This window comes from Brevibacillus humidisoli, assembly GCF_020923435.1.
GTDB classification, from domain to species: domain Bacteria; phylum Bacillota; class Bacilli; order Brevibacillales; family Brevibacillaceae; genus Brevibacillus_E; species Brevibacillus_E humidisoli.
Genome location: NZ_CP087263.1, coordinates 662340 through 681098 on the forward strand (window position 1 = coordinate 662340; position 18759 = coordinate 681098).

14 protein-coding genes are annotated in these 18759 nt (G+C 52.7%); 5 read left to right on the top strand and 9 right to left on the bottom strand.

Features of this window, described 5'->3' with window-relative positions; all coding sequences use genetic code 11:
* Positions 1-63 precede the first annotated feature (63 nt).
* The 5 genes from LOK74_RS03200 to LOK74_RS03220 form a co-directional block, all read right to left on the bottom strand.
* Positions 64-681 (bottom strand): YdcF family protein, encoded by a 618-nt coding sequence (locus LOK74_RS03200; RefSeq protein WP_230045181.1) that lies wholly within the window; start codon positions 679-681, stop codon positions 64-66.
* A gap of 46 nt (positions 682-727) precedes the next feature.
* Positions 728-1882, bottom strand: a complete 1155-nt coding sequence (locus LOK74_RS03205) for an acetoin utilization protein AcuC (RefSeq protein WP_230045182.1) — start codon at positions 1880-1882, stop codon at positions 728-730.
* Positions 1879-2523 carry a CBS and ACT domain-containing protein gene (locus LOK74_RS03210; protein WP_230045183.1) on the bottom strand — a complete coding sequence of 215 codons (645 nt, stop codon included), beginning with the start codon at positions 2521-2523 and terminating at the stop codon, positions 1879-1881. Before LOK74_RS03210 ends, LOK74_RS03205 begins: the two co-directional genes overlap by 4 nt.
* Positions 2524-2538: 15 nt before the next feature.
* Positions 2539-3171 carry a GNAT family N-acetyltransferase gene (locus tag LOK74_RS03215; RefSeq protein WP_230045184.1) on the bottom strand — a complete coding sequence of 211 codons (633 nt, stop codon included), beginning with the start codon at positions 3169-3171 and terminating at the stop codon, positions 2539-2541.
* Between the two features lie 183 nt (positions 3172-3354).
* On the bottom strand, positions 3355-6504 hold the full coding sequence (locus tag LOK74_RS03220; protein ID WP_230045185.1) for a penicillin-binding protein 1A: 3150 nt from the start codon (positions 6502-6504) through the stop codon (positions 3355-3357).
* Between the two features lie 454 nt (positions 6505-6958).
* On the opposite strand from LOK74_RS03220, the gene tyrS reads away from it, so the two are divergent.
* On the top strand, positions 6959-8242 hold the full coding sequence (gene tyrS / locus LOK74_RS03225; RefSeq protein ID WP_230045186.1) for a tyrosine--tRNA ligase: 1284 nt from the start codon (positions 6959-6961) through the stop codon (positions 8240-8242).
* 133 nt (positions 8243-8375) lie between these two features.
* Here tyrS and LOK74_RS03230 read toward each other — a convergent pair whose 3' ends face one another.
* From LOK74_RS03230 to LOK74_RS03245, 4 genes are all read right to left on the bottom strand, one after another.
* Complete coding sequence (locus tag LOK74_RS03230) at positions 8376-9566, bottom strand: methyl-accepting chemotaxis protein (protein ID WP_230046897.1); 1191 nt, start codon at positions 9564-9566, stop codon at positions 8376-8378.
* 42 nt (positions 9567-9608) lie between these two features.
* Positions 9609-9977: a hypothetical protein gene (locus LOK74_RS03235; RefSeq protein WP_230045187.1), complete on the bottom strand. Its 369-nt coding sequence runs from the start codon at positions 9975-9977 to the stop codon at positions 9609-9611.
* Positions 9978-10352: 375 nt separating this feature from the next.
* Positions 10353-10949: a 30S ribosomal protein S4 gene (gene rpsD / locus LOK74_RS03240; protein WP_230045188.1), complete on the bottom strand. Its 597-nt coding sequence runs from the start codon at positions 10947-10949 to the stop codon at positions 10353-10355.
* Between the two features lie 257 nt (positions 10950-11206).
* On the bottom strand, positions 11207-13522 hold the full coding sequence (locus LOK74_RS03245) for a YcdB/YcdC domain-containing protein (protein ID WP_230045189.1): 2316 nt from the start codon (positions 13520-13522) through the stop codon (positions 11207-11209).
* 182 nt (positions 13523-13704) lie between these two features.
* On the opposite strand from LOK74_RS03245, the gene LOK74_RS03250 reads away from it, so the two are divergent.
* The 4 genes from LOK74_RS03250 to LOK74_RS03265 all read left to right on the top strand — a co-directional run bounded on the left by LOK74_RS03250 (position 13705) and on the right by LOK74_RS03265 (position 18737).
* Entirely contained in the window at positions 13705-14310 is a 606-nt protein-coding gene (locus LOK74_RS03250; RefSeq protein ID WP_230045190.1) for a histidine phosphatase family protein, read from the top strand.
* 114 nt (positions 14311-14424) lie between these two features.
* The gene (locus LOK74_RS03255) at positions 14425-16638 is read left to right on the top strand and encodes a GGDEF domain-containing protein (protein ID WP_230045191.1); all 2214 of its coding nucleotides are present in this window, start codon (positions 14425-14427) and stop codon (positions 16636-16638) included.
* Between the two features lie 85 nt (positions 16639-16723).
* A complete protein-coding gene (locus tag LOK74_RS03260; protein WP_230045192.1) occupies positions 16724-17719 on the top strand; it encodes an MBL fold metallo-hydrolase in 996 nt (331 codons plus the stop codon).
* A 64-nt stretch (positions 17720-17783) separates the two neighbouring features.
* Positions 17784-18737 (top strand): hypothetical protein, encoded by a 954-nt coding sequence (locus LOK74_RS03265; protein WP_230045193.1) that lies wholly within the window; start codon positions 17784-17786, stop codon positions 18735-18737.
* The last annotated feature ends 22 nt before the right edge of the window (positions 18738-18759 follow it).

Genomic DNA, 18759 nt, shown 5'->3' on the forward strand with positions numbered 1-18759 from the left:
CCGTCAGGGTGCTTTCCCCTGACGGGTTTTCTTGTCCGGCTGACATTCTCTCATCCCCTCATGTCAAAAAGGCGGGTGAAGAAGCACCCGATCCACTTTCCATTTGGTATAGGCAAGAACTTCGCGTGTCTTGTGGTACAAGATGTTAAGAGTCGACGTTTGGGCGGCCACTGGATAGGCGTTGATTTCCAGCGATTCAGCCATATCCAGCGCTCGCGCCAAGTGGTATCCGTGGCTGACGATACAGGTGGTCTCAAAGTGGTGCTGCTCCAACATCGGCAAGCTGTTGCGCAGATTCTCGTAGGTGGAGGTAGAGCGATCCTCTGTCAGAATCTTCTCCTGTGGCACCCCTTTTTCTGTCAGATACTGTTTCATCACCATCGCCTCGGACAGTTCCGTACCTTCGCCTACACCACCAGTGACCAGCAGGTACGGGGTGTAGCCTTGCTCGTACAGCCAGTAGGCCTTGTCCAGACGTTCCCGCAAGCCGGGGCTGGGACGGTCGCCCCAGACTGCGGCACCGAGCACGATGGCTACATCAGCCTTGCGGGGGGTGGCCGTCCGTTCTGCCAGGTGGATCTGGTAGAGGACGTACCCGCACCAGAGGAACAGCAGTACGATCGGAACCAGGAACAGCCATGTATGCTGCTTTCCCCAGTTCAGTAATTGATGCCAGGTCATGCGATAATTCCTCTCCTCAGCGGATTCACTGGACGTCTGTTGGAGATCAGCCGATCGGTGCGAATGAGAGGGCTCGTTCCAGCGTCATCCTGTTTTTCTCTGTGATTTCACGCCTCCGTGGTATGGGCGGAAAAGGTGTATGATCATCCAACAAGTGCGCGGGCAGCGCGAGCGGGCTTCGATCCTGCCACTGACGAATCCACTCCTCCGGCAGGGGAACATCCCCCAACGGCTGATCCGACATCTCACTCCACAGCAGTGTCCAGGCGCGTGGGACGACACGCCAGATGTCATACCCGCCACCGCCAACTGCGATCCAGCGGCCGCCGCACAGTTCGTGCGCCAACTGGTGGGCCAGTCGGGGTATCTCCTGGTAGATTCGCGTGGTACAGGAGAGATGGGTCAGCGGATCATAAGCGTGTGCGTCACAGCCATTTTGGGTGACGATCACATCAGGTCGGAAGCCTCTTGCCACTTTCGGTACCAGTTGGTGGTAGACTTCCAAATACGACTCGTCTTCTGTAAACGCATCCAGTGGGATGTTTACAGAAAAGCCGTAGCCTTGACCGTCGCCTCGTTCAGTCAGATTGCCTGTTCCAGGGAACAAGAATTTCCCCGTCTCATGCAGTGAGATCGTCAGCACGTTGGGATCATCATAAAAGCTCCACTGTACACCATCTCCGTGATGGGCATCTGTATCCACATAGAGAACTCGAGCATCATAATACTTGCGCAGATAAGCGATCGCAACCGAACAATCATTGTAGACGCAGAATCCCGAGGCGCGTCCGCGAAAGGCATGGTGCAGACCGCCTGCCGGGTTGAAAGCGTGGTCGGCTTCTCCGTTCATCACCAGGTTGACAGCTTCCAAAGTACCGCCTACGATGAGCGAGGCGGCTTCATGCATCTGTGGGAAACAAGGAACGTCTTCGGTCCCCAGTCCGAAGCTGGCAGACAAGGGAAGTTCCGTAGTGCTGTGTCCCTGTGCGCGAACGGTTTCGATATAGCGCCTATCATGGATCAGTGCCAGTTCTTCGTCTGTCGCCGGGCGAGGAGGCAGCACGTCGCCTTCGGCAAGCAGGCCAAATGCCTTCATCAGATCGTATGTGAGCAGCAGACGCTTTTGGTTAAACGGGTGCTCATCGTGAAAGTAGTAGGTGGCATAGTCCGGCGAGTAGATTAGTCGGGAACGGCGACTCACGAGGCAGTTCCTCCTTCCAGTGGTCCGATGACGGCGAAGCCTCTGGCCAGCAGCAACTCCTCAATCCCACGAGGATCGATCGTCTGTACTCGGAAGACCAGCTTTTTTTTGCCAGGACTGGTGCAGGGATAGACGACAACACTGGAGACATTCACCTGCGCTTCGCGAAAGACCTGACTGACTTCCGCTAGCATGCCCGCCCGATCGTCTACCTCTACCTCGATGCGGGAGCTGGGCCTGTGAACGCCAAACAGTTCGATCAGCCGATGCAACAGATCTGATTCCGTCACGATGCCGACCAGTTGACCGTCTTCAACAACTGGGAGGGAGCCTATTTTATACTCGTATACGGTTTTGGCGGCATCTTCAATAAAGTCGAGCGGGTGGGCAGTAATCACATCTGTACGCATGATGTCTTTCACCTGCTTTTGCAGGACCTCACGATCATCATCGTGACGAGTCAGCGTGGAGGGGAGAGCGTCGCGCAGGTCCCGGTCTGAGACAATGCCAACCAGCTTTTCCTGTTCCATCACCGGAAGGTGGCGAATGCGATTTTCACGCAATAGGGAAAGAGCTTCCCCGATGGTGGTAGTGGTTCCTACCGTGATCACCTGCACTCGCATCATCTCTTCAATCCGCATGTGTTACCCTCCCTTCTAATACAGAAAACGGTTCCGGAAACGGACCGCGTCAAACTTGGCGATGCTCTCAGATGGTACTCGCTTGCCGATCCGGACCATGAGACAGTTGGCCGGATGGGAGCAGATCTCCGGGTCATCCGTTGCCATCCAGACCAATCCGGCACTGCCCATCACTTTTTCCATTACTTTACGATACTGCCAAACATCAAGACCTGTTCCTCTTAAGTCCCAGTGCCAGTAGTATTCAGTAGAGATCACGATATAATCTTCCATCGCATCATCTGAAAAAGCGACCTGCAGCATCTCCTTGCCTACGCCGCCAGACCTTACTTTTGGGCTGACTTCGATCGCTCCTAGTTCAAGCAGATCTTCCAGTTTTGCTTCCGACCAGCGCTCCATGGGATCAGGATGAAGAAACGTAACATAGGCCAGTACGAGGTTATCCTCGCGAGCGACGATGATTCTTCCCTCCGGCAGACCGGCAATCTCGACCAGTGCGCGATGCTGCTCTTGTGGAACGCGAAACGCCGTAAGGCCTTCGTCAAATCGCATCGAAGAGAGAGCCTCAGGGGTGATCGGTCCTTCAATGATCAGATGGTGCCCGTTTACAGTCAGTTCACTGTGCGCATAGCGTTTCGTGTGAATCATCTCACGATTCACCTCCACTTTTCTGTGGATTTATCCTCCTTATTATAGCGCAACTGGATCGCAGATGCCTGTATAACAACTGGATCGCAGATGCCTGTATAAACAGAACAGCCCATTTTTCCGTAGCACCGTCGGGAAAAATGGGCTGATTGTCGTTTCGGCTGTTTGCTGCTCTCTTGTTTGTTACTCGCTGCCGCTTACTTTCCTGGACGGAGCTGATTCGCCATGGCTATTTACGGCTGTGATATAGTACCATCCCGAGCGATCGCGGTACGTGTTGAGATAGGAAGTGGATACGGTCGTGTCAAGCAGGCGGAACGTTCCGTCACGATCCGAACTGTAGTAGATGTTATAGGCAATGATGTATTCGCCGCTCTCACTTGTTTCCCAAGAAATCGTCACACCGTCAGATGTGCTTTTGGTGCTCACATTTGTTGGCGGACTAGGTGGTTTTGCGTTTGCATCCGGTTCTGGCGTATCCGGTAAATCGATGCCGTCCAGATCGGAATCCGGCAGACCGGATGTGTCGGAACCATTGCCGTCAGGGGTGTTGCCCCCCGGCAGAGGCATTCCCGGGATGTCACTGCCAGGCAGTGGACCAACCGGTACCCATCCATCCGCTCCTGTTGTAGCGATCATCGAAGCGGGTGACTCCTGACCGGAGATGTCCACCGAAGTGACGTAGTAGGCGTACTGGCCTGATCCGCCTGTTTCATCGGTATAGGTGGTTACCTTTGGATCTTTCACCGTGCCGATGTGAGTGTACAAGCCATCGCGACCGGTCCGGTAGACACGGTAACCCAGCAAGTCAGGTTCCCCAGTGGTTTTCCAGCTGAGCGTTACTTTCCCGTCTGCCTGGGAGACGGACAAGTCAAGTGGCATATCCGGCGGACCGTTTTGTTCCGTACGCGGATCTTCCTCTTCTGGCAGGCGCTGTTCCCAGTCTAGCGGGCGGGTGGCCACCCGTCGATTGTGTTTTTTGATGTTTTCTTCCGAGACATTTAAAGGCTCTGGACTGCGGAAGAAGATGCCTTCTGTCACAAAGTCATCTGGTGTCCCTTCCTTGGCCAGATAACGCTTGCCCTCGTATTCTACGATGCGAGCCTTCTGGTGCAGGTCGTCCTGTTTATTCGGGATAAACTGACGGTTAAACAGATCGGTTATCAAGTGGCCCGCTTCTTTGGAGAGCTCGCTGGGCAAGAGTCCCGACTTGCTGTCAACGGTGTAGCTGACAATGCCTTCCGGTTTTTCAAATCTGTCGTTTTTATCCAGGATAGCCGGTTCCAGAGCGAGAACCTCTTTTATCACTTTCCCCCAGATATCCATCGGACGGGAACTGGCTGAACCAGGCAGCTGATGGGGCACGTCATAACCGATCCAGACGCCGAGAGAAACGGCCGGTGTGTACCCCACGAACCAGAGATCGTTTGAATCGTTGGTCGTTCCCGTTTTGCCGGCGACATCCACGCTGCGCGGGATGTGGCGGCGAACAGCCGTACCGGTGCCTGAGTTGACGACGGTTCGCATCATGTCTGTCATCAGGTACGCGGTCTGCTCACTGTATACGGCCACCGGGTTGCTCTCGTGTTCAAAGACGACATTACCCTGTGTATCTTCGATTCGCTCAATCATGTATGCATCGACAAACGATCCCTGATTGGCAAATGTGGCATACGCGTTGGTGATTTCCTCCACCGTCAAACCGTAGGCGAGGCCGCCGATGACCCCGGTTGCTGCATGATAGTCGCTCTCTACCAGTGTCGTGATGCCCATCTTCTTCACGTAATCGAGAGCGGTAGGAATCGTCACTTTTAGGTACGTCTTAATCGCAGGAACGTTCCACGACATGCGCAGAGCTTCACGGGCGCTGATCATCCCGCGGTATTTGTTGTCCCAGTTGGCAGGCAGATGGCTTCCCTTTGAACCATCGGCGAGCAACAGCGGCGAATCGTCGATGGGCGTGGCCGGCTGTAGCAGTCCCAGTTCAAATGCGGGGGCGTACGCGGCGAGCGGCTTCATCGACGAACCAGGTTGGCGCGGGACGGTGGCGTGATTGGTCTGTTCCACGCGGAAGTCACGACCGCCCATCATGCCCAGAATCGCGCCGGTATCGTTGTCAATCATCATCGCCCCGACTTCTTCCAGTGCATCCTTGATCTCCTTTTTCTCGCCGTTGCTCAGACGAACTGTATAGGTGGCATTTTTGCCGAAGTTTTCCGGATTGCTGGCAATAGACTCCATAATATCGTTTATTCGTTTGTCAATCGTGGTATAGATATGGTAACCGTTGCGCAGGATTTCGCGCCGCTTGTCTTCCAACAGCTGACGATATTCGTTGGGACCGATGCTCTCTTTGTCGCGTCCATTCTTTTGCAGCTCGGCGTCAAGCAGCGCTTGGGCAGCCCGTTCCTCTAACTCCATCATCAGGTGCGGATGCTCCGTGTACGCCCGTGCCGACGGTTTAGCCAGGAGAGGACGCAAATCGGTCTCGATTGCCTTTTCGTACTCCTCCTGTGTGATAAACTGATTCTCTAGCATGCGGTCAAGCACCATCTTTTGCCGTTCCTTGCCTCGGCGATAGCCGTCCTCTTCAAACGGGATGTAGGCAGCGGGACTTTGCAGCATGCCGGCCATATATGAGGCCTCTGCCAGTGCCAAGTCTCCCACATCTTTGTCGAAGATCCCTTTAGCCGCCGCCTTTACGCCGTATATATTAGAGCCGTTGGCGCTTTTGCCGAAATACATTTCATTTAGGTAGGCTTCCAGAATCTGATCTTTTGAGAACATTCGCTCCAGACGGAGGGCGTTAAAAATCTCCTTAACCTTCCGCTCGTGACTTACTTCTCTGGAAAGAACCGTGATTTTGATCAACTGCTGCGTCAGCGTGCTTCCTCCAGTGACGACAGGTTGATTGGTAAAATCTTGGTAAGCGCCGCGCAGTGTAGATTGCAGCACGATCCCGGGGTGGTCGTAAAAGTGCCTGTCCTCTGTCGCGATGATCGCTTTGATCAAATGCTGGGAAACTTCGGACAGTTTGGCCAGGCGGCGATCTTGCTCAGCCCGAAGCTGTCCAATCATTGATCCGTCGCTATAGTAAGCAAATCCTGTGAGGTGATTGCTAAAGATCTTTTCTTCATATTCCTCGCGGCTGCGAACGGGCTCGTCCTTTACGAGTGATGCGACGTAGCCGGTCAGCACACCGCCGGCCAAAAGCGCCCCCATTGCGCCCAGGAGCAGCAACACCTGCAGGGCGAGGATTGCAGGATGCTTCTTCATGCCCCGGCGCCTTTTGCGTTGGGTCGGTTTGCCGGCAGCCGATTGGTTCTTCTCCATTATGTATGTCCCCCCTAATTACGCTCCTTATTATATCACATCGCGGTTGGTGCGGATACAGATTGTGTCGGAAGGTGACGGCTTGCGTTGACAGAAAAACGGCCAATGTGATTAAATGAAATCGATAAATCTGCATAGCTGAAGTGTAAAGAAGGGTGACAGTAGTTGCAGTCGGAGCGTCATTCGGCAGGGCTGGGAAGAGGGTTTCCGCCAGCAGTCTGCCGCAGAGAGCTGGTGGCAGGTGCAAACCAGTGTCGCAGTCAGCAGCGAATTACACACCTGGAGCATGTCGATTTTGGTCGACCGGTCGGAAGGGCCGTTATCAGATGAAGAGGGGGGCACGCTTTTAGCTGCTTCCAATTAGGGTGGTACCGCGAGCCAACAATCTCGTCCCTATTAGGGGCGGGATTTTTTTTCATGCCATGACCATTAGAAAAGGAGCGTTGAATTAGAGATGGAGACAATCGATACAGGAGAACAACTGCAGAAGCAGTACAAACTGAACGAAGAACAGCAGAGGGAAGTGGAGCGGCAATTGGCCGTTATCCGGCGCGGTGTGGTAGAGATCGTACCGGAGGATGAATTGCGACATAAACTGGAACGGTTTGTGGCTACGGGTCAACCGCTAAAGATTAAGCTAGGCCTGGATCCCTCTGCACCGGACATTCACGTTGGACATACCGTGGTGCTGCAAAAACTGCGGCAGTTCCAGGAATTGGGCCATACGATCCAACTGTTGATTGGTGACTTTACCGGAAGGATCGGTGACCCGACCGGCAAATCGGAGACGCGCAAGCAGCTGACCGAGGAGCAAGTGGGGGAAAATGCAAAAAGCTATATCGAACAGTTCGGCAAAGTGCTTGATACCGCTAAGGTTGAAGTGTACTACAACTCTAGCTGGCTGGCACCGCTTACCTTCGCCGATGTGGTCCAGTTGGCAGCGAAAACTACCGTTGCTCGGATGTTGGAGCGGGATGACTTTGAGAAACGTTACGCTAGCGGACTGCCGATCTCGATCCATGAGTTTTTCTATCCATTGATGCAGGGATATGATTCTGTCGCGCTTGCCTGCGATGTGGAGCTGGGGGGGACAGATCAGAAATTTAACCTGCTGATGGGACGTCACCTGCAGAAAGAGTACGATCACGAGCAGCAAGTGATTATCACTATGCCGCTGCTTGAAGGATTGGACGGGGTACAGAAGATGTCGAAAAGCCTCGGCAACTACATTGGGGTGAACGAGGCGCCCAGTGAGATTTACGGCAAAACGATGTCCGTGCCAGATGAGCTCATGCTGAAGTACTATGAGTTGGTTACGGACTTGCCGTTGGACGAACTAGAGCGACTGAAGAGCGGATTGGCTGAGGGTTCCATCCATCCGCGTGATGCCAAGATGAGGCTGGCCAAAACACTGGTTCGCCTCTATCATGGCGAACAGGAAGCAGAGGCAGCGGAACATCATTTCAAGACTGTTTTTCAGCAGCGTGCCCTGCCTACAGATATTCCGGAAGTGACGCTTCAGGCAGACAGCTACCTGGACGGAGAAGCCGGCATCGTCAACTTGCTGTTTGAACTAAAGCTGGTCGGGAGCAAAGGAGAAGCTCGCCGGATGGTTCAGCAGGGAGCGGTCAAGGTAAATCAGGAAAAGGTAGATGATGTCGAGCAGGTGATTCGCCTGCAGGACGGGCTGATCGTACAGGTAGGCAAGAGGAAGTTCGCCAAACTGAAACTGTCGTAAACGTTGCGTACTGGCTACGCCAGGTTGGTTGGCAAAAGTTGCTCCTTTCGGAAAAGAGCTACTCTCCGCTTATACCCAGGCTTTATACACACAGAGCAGTGCCTTCGAAGGCACTGCTCTTTTCGGTTGACCGCTATATGGTGAATTTCCTCACTTCTGTTTTCAGATCATCGGCCAGTTTCTTTACATGATTAGAGGAGCTTTGCAGTTGTTGAATGGTGGCAAGCTGTAGATCCGCTGTGGCTGCCACGGATGCGCTGTAAGTGGAACCTTCCTCGGCCAGCGTAGACAATTGTTCGATCGAGGCTGTCACCTCTTCTGCTCCCGCAGACAGTTCTTCTACTGAAGCAGAAACCTCTTGAATCTGCGATGAGACCACTTCAATGGACTGGTAAATCTGTTGGAATGCTAGGCCTGTCTCGCGGACAACTTCTGACCCGATTTTGACCTCCGTTTGCCCTTTTTGCATGCTGTCGATAGCGTTTTTCATATCTTCCTGGATCCGCTCAATCAGCAGTGAGATTTGATCAGAAGATTCCCGCGATTGCTCCGCCAGTTTGCGAACTTCATCTGCAACGACGGCAAAACCCCGTCCGTGCTCGCCAGCCCGTGCGGCTTCGATTGCTGCGTTTAGAGCCAACAGATTGGTCTGATTGGAGATGTCGACGATTACCTCCAGGATGTTGCCAATCTCTTGAGAACGCTCGCCAAGTTTCTCTACGATGTGTGCGGCTTCCGAAACCGTTTCCCGGATGGCATCCATCTGCTTTTCTGTCGTTTGGACCGTTTCGTTCCCCTGTTTGCTCACCTTTTCCACTTGTTGCGCCGTTTCTGCTACAGAAGTAGCCGACTCGGCGATCCGCTGTATGCCGGCGGCCATCTCTTCCATTGCTCTGGCACTCTCTTTTGAACTCTGCCGTTGGCTGTCAGCCCCGGTGGCCACCTGTTTGATGGAGGATGTGATCTGTTCCGTGGTCAGAGTTGTCTCCTCAATGCTCGTATTCAGCAGGGTGCTTGCATCGGAGACTTGATTGGACACACCGGAAATCTGCGTGATCAGTCCCTTGACATTGGCGATCATCGTATTGAAGTGATGGGCCAACTGCCCCAGTTCATCCTTGCTTTTCACTGGTGCAGAGACGGTCAGATCCCCTTCAGCCGCCTGCATGGTTAAAGCCGAGAGATCCCTGATCGGTTTCAGTGTTCGGCCAATCCACCACCCGATCAGCAAGGTAAAGAGCACACCCACGATCAGACCGATCATAACCTGATGCCACAATGTTTGGTTCAGCTGGTTCTGCACCATGCCGTAGTCGAAGTCCACACCCAAAATGGCGATATTCTTGCCATCGGCGTTCTTGATGTACTAAATGATGGAGACCCATGTTCCCGACTGATCACTGTAGACCGTGGTTCGACCGATCCCCTCTGTTTGCAGTTGTTCGTAGGCGGCAACGAATTCCGGGGGCAGCTCGTAACCGACAGTAGGCGTCAAACCAGCTTCCAGAAGCGCATCGTTTGCCAACATCATGGTTAGCACCGATTTGCCGTCTGTTTGCTCCATGGTTGGATAGAACAAGTAGCTGTTTGCCACGCGCTCAAATCCCACGATGTTTTCCAACTGGTTCTGCAGGTCGCCGATCTCGTCTGCTGATTGGTACGCCTCACTATCGGCTCTCAATTGCTCAGCAGCGGTTTCAATCCGCTCATCATAGTAGCTGAACTGGGTCGTCACGAGGAGGGTCAGGTCTTCTAGTTCCTGAAAGTACGCATCTCACTGCTGGATGTATGACAATGTCACAAAAATAGAGGATAGTACGGCTACAAACAATGCAATAAACACAACGCCTTTTGTGATCATACTCATACGTTTTCCTACTCTTTTCACTGCTGTGCCTCCCTGTTATGATCCAAATGAACGTGGATGCTGATGACGTTATTTGTCGAATCTTGTCTCTTTTTATTATCGGAGAGTGGAGGTAGTGTAATTAGTAAGAAAATTTTAAATTTTATCCTATGTTTAGGGAGGAATGGGGCATGGTGGAAAGGCATGCAATAAGAGTGCAAAAAAGAAAAGAACCTCGGTACGAGGTCCTTTTCGTGAATGGTATTACCGGCTGTAAAACTCGACGATCAGCTTTTCGTTGATCTCTGCCGGCATTTCTTCGCGCTCAGGCAGGCGGGTAAAGGTGCCTTCCATGGCGTTATCGTTGAATGTGATGTAGTTCGGCAGGAAGTTGCGGGCTTCCAGTGCGTTCTTGATGATCGGCAGGTTGCGAGATTTCTCGCGAACGCTGATCACATCACCCGGTTGGACGCGGTAGGAAGGAATAGTTACCTTTTTGCCGTTCACCATGAAGTGACCGTGGTTCACCAATTGGCGGGCTGCCGGACGAGTAGGTGCGAAGCCCATACGGTATACCACGTTGTCCAGACGGGATTCCAACAATTTCATGAAGTTCTCGCCGTGTACGCCTGCCATTTTGGAGGCTTGCACAAAGGTACGGCGGAATTGCTTTTCGTTTACGCCAAACATATGACGCAGTTTTTGCTTTTCCTGCAGCTGAATCCCATACTCGCTTATTTTGCGGCGAGCGTGGCCATGTTGACCTGGGGGATAGTTGCGCTTGATGTCTTTGCCTGTTCCGTCAAGGGAAATACCCAGACGACGTGCCAGCTTGTGGCGTGGTCCTGTGTAACGTGCCATGTTATTCAAATCTCCTTTGTTCTGGGATTCACAGGTGTTTACTTCCAAAAGGCTAGTTCCATCTTTGTCTACACGAACTTCGGACGGTAGCGTTTCCGCATCGTGCTCCTCATGGGATTTCAGCCGCTGCCCACAAGGGATGAAACTACGAGGGTGCCCTTCTGTTTTTACCTGCAATCAATGCTACCCTGCTGCACATACAACCAATATTATAGGTTTGTCGCCTGAAAAGTCAAGAGGTTGTATCTGCCTTGCAATCAGTACATGTAGGAAGGCGCTTGGCCTAGATTGAGTTCGTTTCTCTTTTCCAGGAAGCGGGAGAAAGCGACGGCTGCATCAGCCCTGTTCACCACCAGGTCGGGTGAGAATTTTCCATCCTGTGCGCTCATGATCCCTAGTGTTGTAATGATCGCGATGGTACCCCGCTCCTCTTCTGAAATGTCTGTTACATTCGTAGCAAACAGTGAGTCGTAATCGGCCAGTTTGTGCAGGCCGAGGGCACGTACCAGCATGTCGGCCAACTCGCCGCGCGTGATCGTCTCATCCGGTTTCAGGTTGGGAGCGTCCTTGCTGAGAAGCCCGGACTGTACGGCTGCTTCCACGTATGCGAAGTACTGGGAGCCGGCGGTGACATCGTTAAATGTCGCTTTATCCAGTGCGTAGCGCTCTGGATAGAAGCGTCCATGGTTCAAAGTGATCATCAGCATCTTGATCATTTCCCCGCGGGTAATCGCTCTCTCCGGCATCAGCTTGCCGTCGATTGGAGAGATGGCATCGTACTCATACATCAGCGTCAGTTGTTTTTCCGCAGGATGTCCTTCAATGTCAGATGGTTTTACCCGATGCAGGGAGATCGTATTGCCGGTAGACAAGCTTACCCATTCACCGGTTTCCGCATGATAGGCATACGGCTGCTCGTATGGAGTCGTGGAGACACGATAGACCAGTCTGGCGGTAAGCTCATCTTCCGGATTTGCTTTTCCCATCTTGATCAGTTCTTCACGAATCGGCGGGAGCACGTATTCCAGCTCTACCTTTGCTTCCTCCCACCAGGCAGCCACGGCTTCGTCAGCGCTGGCGTGGCTCGGCGGTTGGTTCGGGTAGGTCTCGCTGCCTATGTTGACATCGTAGTGCTCAATCTCTCCTTTTGCCAGGTTAAACGTAATCGATGCTGTTCCGCTTGCCGCCTGGATTCCGTCGATCAGACGGTGAAAATGGATGCTGACCCAGTCGCCGCGCTCGAATTCACGTCGGTCGTTCACGTCGGTCAGATACAGCTCGGAGGCGATGGATGGCGAGTATTTTTTCAGGGCGGCGATCGCTTTCTCTCTGATTTGCTCCTCCGTCCAATCTACTTTCTCCGTTTTACCCGATTCAGTAGCCAGTGGGCGAATCATATCATTGTTAAACGAGAGTACATCGCCTGTTTTGGCGTCAAGCGAGACGTAGACATAACTCGTTTCTTCGTTGGAGGTTCCTTCCTTTTCATAGCGAAGTCTCCAGACACTGCTCTCGCTTCGCGATTCATTCTCATAATAGTTGACGGAGGCCAACTCGTATCCGGACAGGCTGAACAGCTTGTTAGTCAGTTTGACCGCATCTTCTTGGGAGAGCGAGCCACCGCTGTTGTGCGGCGTGAGGGAACCGTTGGTGACCGGGACCGGCTCTTGATCGGCGGAGCGCGGTTCCAGATCCTGCTTTAGCGGTTCGCCTGTTTGGGCATCGATGAAGTACTCAAATGGGTTCTGGTACACAAGGTATGGCTTCGCCTGGTTGTCGTTGTACCGCTCCCAGGGCAGGTTGTAGACCGGTTTGGCATTGGCTGACTCTTTGAACGCCTCAGCTGCCTGGTCTTCACCGATCGTCTCTTTGGGCTTTGGGAACGTGATCTTGTCGTTCCAGTCCAGATTATAGCTGGTCACTTTTCCCGATCCGTCAACCTCGATATAAATCCCATTGTCAGGAAAGAGAATATCGTTGGCAACGCGTGCATAGCGGAAGGTGTATCGAACATCATTTCCCAACGGTGGCTTTTCGTTTGGCATATGGCGATCATACAGGCGGACCTGGGATTTCTTCGCAGAAGCATGCTGGTTTAAAAACTGTTCGGCGATTTTGGCTGCTGCTTCCCGTTCGATCGGCTGTCCGGAATTGCTGTCGTCTCGCTTGTTTTCCCAGGTGTGATAGGATGTCAGTTCACCAGTGTCTGCATTGATCGAGACGCTGATAGATAGATTGGTTCCCCGACCGTTTTCTTCTTTTTTCATCCAATCAAAGCTCCACTCTGGAAAGGAACGCCAGTTATCTCGATTACGGAACGATGTGTTAGTCAGTTCAGCACCAGCCGGGAGTGTTACGTATGATTTAGCAATCGCCAGCGCTTTCTCTTTGTTCAGTTTCACATCGGAAGGTTGAATGGCTGCGATCTTGCCCGATACGGCTGCCGCGGTCGGCAGTGAATTCACCTGAGCTTCAACGGCTCTCGCAGGTGCTGCTTGTGCTGTAGCCAGCGGCAGCAGGAGTGATGCGGATAACAAAACGCATGAGGCGCGTTTGAGATGTACGGGTTTCATGGAAAGCCCTCCTTTAATTGGCATCGAACTTCACTATTGTAGACGGCCTATGATGGGAATCCGTTTCAATCGTTTTGTTTTTACAAAAAATCGTAAAAAGGGAACTTGTCCAGCCAAAGATTATAGCGTGTCACTTATAAACCCTTTATAATGAAAAAAGACAGATAAAAGGAGGGCGATCAATGGAAACCATCCTTTACATGATCCGCCATGGGGAGACCGAATGGAACCGGATCAGGCGCATCCAAGGACACAGTGATCTCCAACTGACCGCAACTGGCGAACGGCAGGCCGATAGACTGGCCAAAAGGTTTGCCGGAAAGGCGATTTCCGCTGTCTACTCCAGTGACTTGCAGCGTGCCAGTGAAACAGCCCGCCGGCTAGCAGAAGCAGTCGGACAATCGGTTCATATACTGCCCGCTCTCCGCGAACGGAACTTCGGCAAATGGGAAGGGCTTACCCGTGAAGAGATTGAGGAACGGTATCAAGATAGCAATATGAATGAAGCAAAGTATGGGATCGAGTCATTTGCGGCGATGCAAAAAAGGGCCATGGAATGTCTGACGACAATCGCTGAGGTAAACCTCAGTGGAACGGTTGCGGTTGTCAGCCACGGAGGCTTGATTAATTCGTTTCTTCATTTCATTACAAACGGAACATTGGGAACAGGTGTGACACAGATTGATAATACGGGAGTATCCACCGTTCGTTATCGCAGCGGACAGTGGGAAGTATTGCACGTCAACGATACGGAACACCTACAGGAGCCTCCGCTGTTCGCCGGCTAGTTGGTAGTTTGGGTTGAACGGTTGGTAGAAAACGCAAGGTGGGGAAGGGGAAGAGAGGGTTTAGTGGCGATCCAAAGACAAATGTTAGGGAAGTTAGAGAGTGTTTTCATGTATATGAGCCACTTTTTTTTGGCTGCATGGCCGGAAAATCGACCCGGATTGTTGTTCCTGACGGATGCCTCCGGTCGCCTGCTCAATATGGTTCCCCTGCAAGCCCATCAGAAGTGGAAGCCAGCTGCGTTCACGTACGGGATCGGGGACGTGATGGCTGCAGGCGCTGCTTCGGTCGTCAGCAAAGCACTTGACAGCGGCCAACTGTCAGTGGCGGAGGAAGCAGGTCCTGGCAACAGATGCGCCTGGGCAGCGATCCCGCTGAAGGAACAGGATGGCCGCATCAGGGCGACGATTGGCTTGATCGTACCCAAAGAGCTTTTTCCTTATGAGCTAGGCTCCTATATGCAGGGAATGGAACCGCTGATTTATATGGGCTATGATGCATACATCAAGCGGGCTACCAGTGAAATCGTGATGAATGCCAACAGGTACCACAAGGCGAAAGAGTTTGTAACATGTGTAATCGAGCAAATCCACGAGATAGTAGATAAGGGGTGCTGCTCCGCGGTCCGGCTTGATGACCGGGGATACGTCGTGCCGCAGGAGCGTTTTACGATTCCGGCCGGAGAGGATCATGACAGGCATTTGTCCGAAATCCTCCCCCGTTTCTTCAATCGGCGAATCACCCCCACTGTCACCGATGAACACCGATTGATCGTCTCTCCCGTGTACTGTGAAGGAACCCCTCTTTATGCCTTTTTGCTGCACATTCCACCCGAGCAAAACGGCGTCGTTTACGACGCCCGAGACGTAGCCTTCCTGCAGAACGTGGCAGAGAAGATCCGCAACGCTTTGATGCGGGCGGTCATATCGGATCAGATACGCCGAGAAGAGCGGAAGAAAGATCTGTTGTACACGCTAACCAAGCAAATCCAGGCATCGATCGATGTAAATGACGTGCTCGACGAAATCATGAAAAGCATCCGGCAGCTCTACCCGCATGCAGAGGTAGAACTGTATCTGACGGTAGACACCAACACGACGCTGCCGGTGAAACAGCTTGGCTACCAGACGGAACAGGGAGAGTTTAGCAATCGGGCGTACATGGAAGGACAGCTCGTGGTTGGCTCCAGGCGAGAGGGAGAGGAGGAAGTGACGGTCGTCGCAGCGCCACTGTTGGGAAAGCAGGGAGTGTACGGGGTGCTCCAGTTGACGGCCGGCAGAGGAGGACTCCTGCTCCATACGGAGACGGACTACATCTCGATATTGGCCGAGACGGCAGGTACAGCGTTTGAAAACGCGCAGTTGTACCAGCAGTCCCGCAACCTGATCCGCGAACTTCGCCTGATCAACGAAATGGCTCAGCAGCTAAACCGTACATTAAATCTTGAGGAAATCATGCAGATCGTATCCAAAATGATGATCAATACGTTCCGTGCACAGCATTGTGCTATTTTGCAGCGGCTGGATGAGAGTCGCTTGATTGTCCGGTACGCATCCACCGAAGAGGATATGGGCAGAGTGGTTGCTGCTTCCGATGTGCCCGTAGAGGGAATCCTGCGGGAGAGGCAGGGAGTGATTGTAGCTCACGGGCAGCCGCAGACAGTTGCGTATTCGGGTACGAAGTTTGCTTCGCTGATGGGCGTCCCGATATGGAAGGAGTCAAAAGTTTCGGGAGCCCTGATCGTGTCCGACGAGCGGCCTCATTTTTTCAGTTTTGACGATTTTAAACTGCTCGAAATCTTCGGTCAGCATACCAGTCTTTCCATCACCAACGCGATGCTTCACAATGAAGTGGAGCGGATGGTGCGGACGGATAATCTGACCGGATTGTTTGCCAGACGTTATCTGGATGAGCAGGTTAGCCACTCTCTCGAACATGATGACCGCGGTTCCCTGATTTTAATCGACATTGATTACTTCAAACAAATCAATGACACGTATGGGCATCAAGTAGGGGATGAGGTGCTCATGCAGGTGGCACAGTTAGTCAAACAGTGCATTCGCGATACCGATATTCCCGCCCGTTGGGGAGGAGAGGAACTGGCGGTCTACCTTCCGAAAGTGGATATCTCTCGGGCCTTTATCGTGGCCGAGCGAATACGCAGTTGCGTGGAAGCGGAGACCAGACCGCAGGTCACCATTTCCATTGGGGTCGCAAGATGGGACCGGCAAAATCACCATCAGGTCAGTGTAGAGACATTGTTTCATCAGGCGGACACTGCCCTGTACGATGCCAAAAACAGAGGAAGAAACCAGGTGCGCCTGGCATAGTTCGCCCAAAACTGCTTCGCTCTGTCCGATCTGCCTAAAGGGCCGTTAACCGGCTAAGAGAAACCGTGAAGGGGATGGATCCAGCATGTCACAAACTACCGACAATAAACGGCCACTGGAAGTAGCACAGGGCGTATATCAAATCGAGCTTCCCACCCCTTTTTCCGTGGGTCCCGTCAATGTCTACCTGATCATGGGAAGCGAACTGACACTGGTTGATGTAGGACCGTATACACCAGCCGCCTGGGATGCATTGGTCAGCGGGCTGGAACTGCTTGGCTGCCAATTAGGTGATGTCAGACAAGTGGTTCTGACCCATCACCACGTAGACCATTGCGGACTGTTAAAAAAGGTTAAGGCTGCGTCAGGTGCTCTAAGCTTTGCCCACCCGTTGGCCGTTCCGTATGTGGAGATGGACCAGACATTTATGGAACACCATAATCAGTTTTTCTACCACCTATATCGGGAGAGTGGAGTACCGCAGAAGATGATGGCGGTCATCGAGAAGTTTTACCAGTTGATGCAGACGTTTTGCCAACCGGCTGGAATTGACGGCCTGTTAAAACATGATCGGCCGCTGCCAGGACTGCCTGAGTGGCAGGTGCTTTATACGCCTGGTCACTCCCAAAGCCACCTCTCCTTGTATCGTTCGTCAGATCAAGTGTTGATTGGTGGAGACCACATCTTAAAGCGGATTTCATCCAATGCGTTTATCGAACCGCCGCGTGATCCTTCCCAAGCACGTGCGCTTACATTGGTGCAGTATCGTACGGCTCTCCAGATGTGTGCCGATATGGATATCGAGCTGGTGCTGCCGGGACACGGGGAACTGGTAACCAATCATCGGGAGCTGATTAGTGCGCGCTTGCAGCGTAACTGGGAGCGGACCGGCGTACTGCGCCGTCTGCTGCAGGACGGACAAAAGACAGCGTATGAGTTATCCGCCTTGCTGTTTCCTGACCTCTACGAAAAAGAACTGGCGCTCACCTTGTCAGAGACCGTAGGCCATATCGATTTGCTTACCATCCTCCACCAGGTGGAGCGCGAACAGAGGGACGGGATTCTTTACTATTCCCTATAGCGCCCCCATTTGGAATAACTCTCCTTTTCCTCGGAAACCCTAACGAGGACAAGGGGGAGTAGCAATGGTGAGCAAGAAAATCAGCGTGATTGGCGTACTGGTACTGTCACTTTTGGCAGGCTGCAACCAGATGGAGACCAAGCAGTCTGCAGAGGCCGATTATCTGGCCGTCCGTGATCAATTCCTGTCGCAGCAGGGGTACTCTTTTTGGGGAGTAACCAAGCAACTGGCGGGCAACAATGCGACAGGAAGCGCGGTCAATTTCTCCGGACAAGTGCAGGGAGATGATCTGTTTCTCAATGTAAAGCTGCCCTTGCCTGAACAGAAACGGGTGAACACGTTGTCGCTGCTCACAAAGGAACAGCAGTTATACGTGAAGACAGGCGACAATTCATCATGGCGGAGCGTTGATGACGGGGACGTCTCTTTTCAGCAGGAACTAAACAATTGGAATCCGATTATTTCGTTTCAACAGATGGAAGAGATGCGAACCAGCGTTGTTCCCCTGCGAGACTTTCACCAGCAAGACGACTTGAGAGCGGTACGAGTCCTTCTTGACTCAAGCAAGTTGAAGCAGGCATTGGCCAAGCAGATGAAGGAGCAGATTGATGGAGGACGTATCCATACGGCCCATGTACCGAAACTAAAAGTGGCGATGAACCTGTCGAACGGAGAATGGCGAAAAGGGGAGCGGGGAGCGAGGATAAAGGCCGAAGAGAACCGCCAGGAGATTGACAACCTGATCGACAACATGGAGTTGGAGGCGGAATACACGCTCTACTATGATACGACCACCTATCTGCCGACGCGGATGGTGATGCAGATTCGCTCGGAATATGATCTGGACGGACAACGGATGCAAGAATATACCGAGGTGGATACCCATATGCGAAACTACGGACAGCGCTACCAACTGCCGGAGCCATCACAAGCATCAAAGCAACCTGATCACTCCAAGTCCCTTACCAGACCACCGGAAAACCCAAGCGACACCATGATCAACGACCCTGGACGCTGACAGCTGAGGGTGTCCCAAAAGC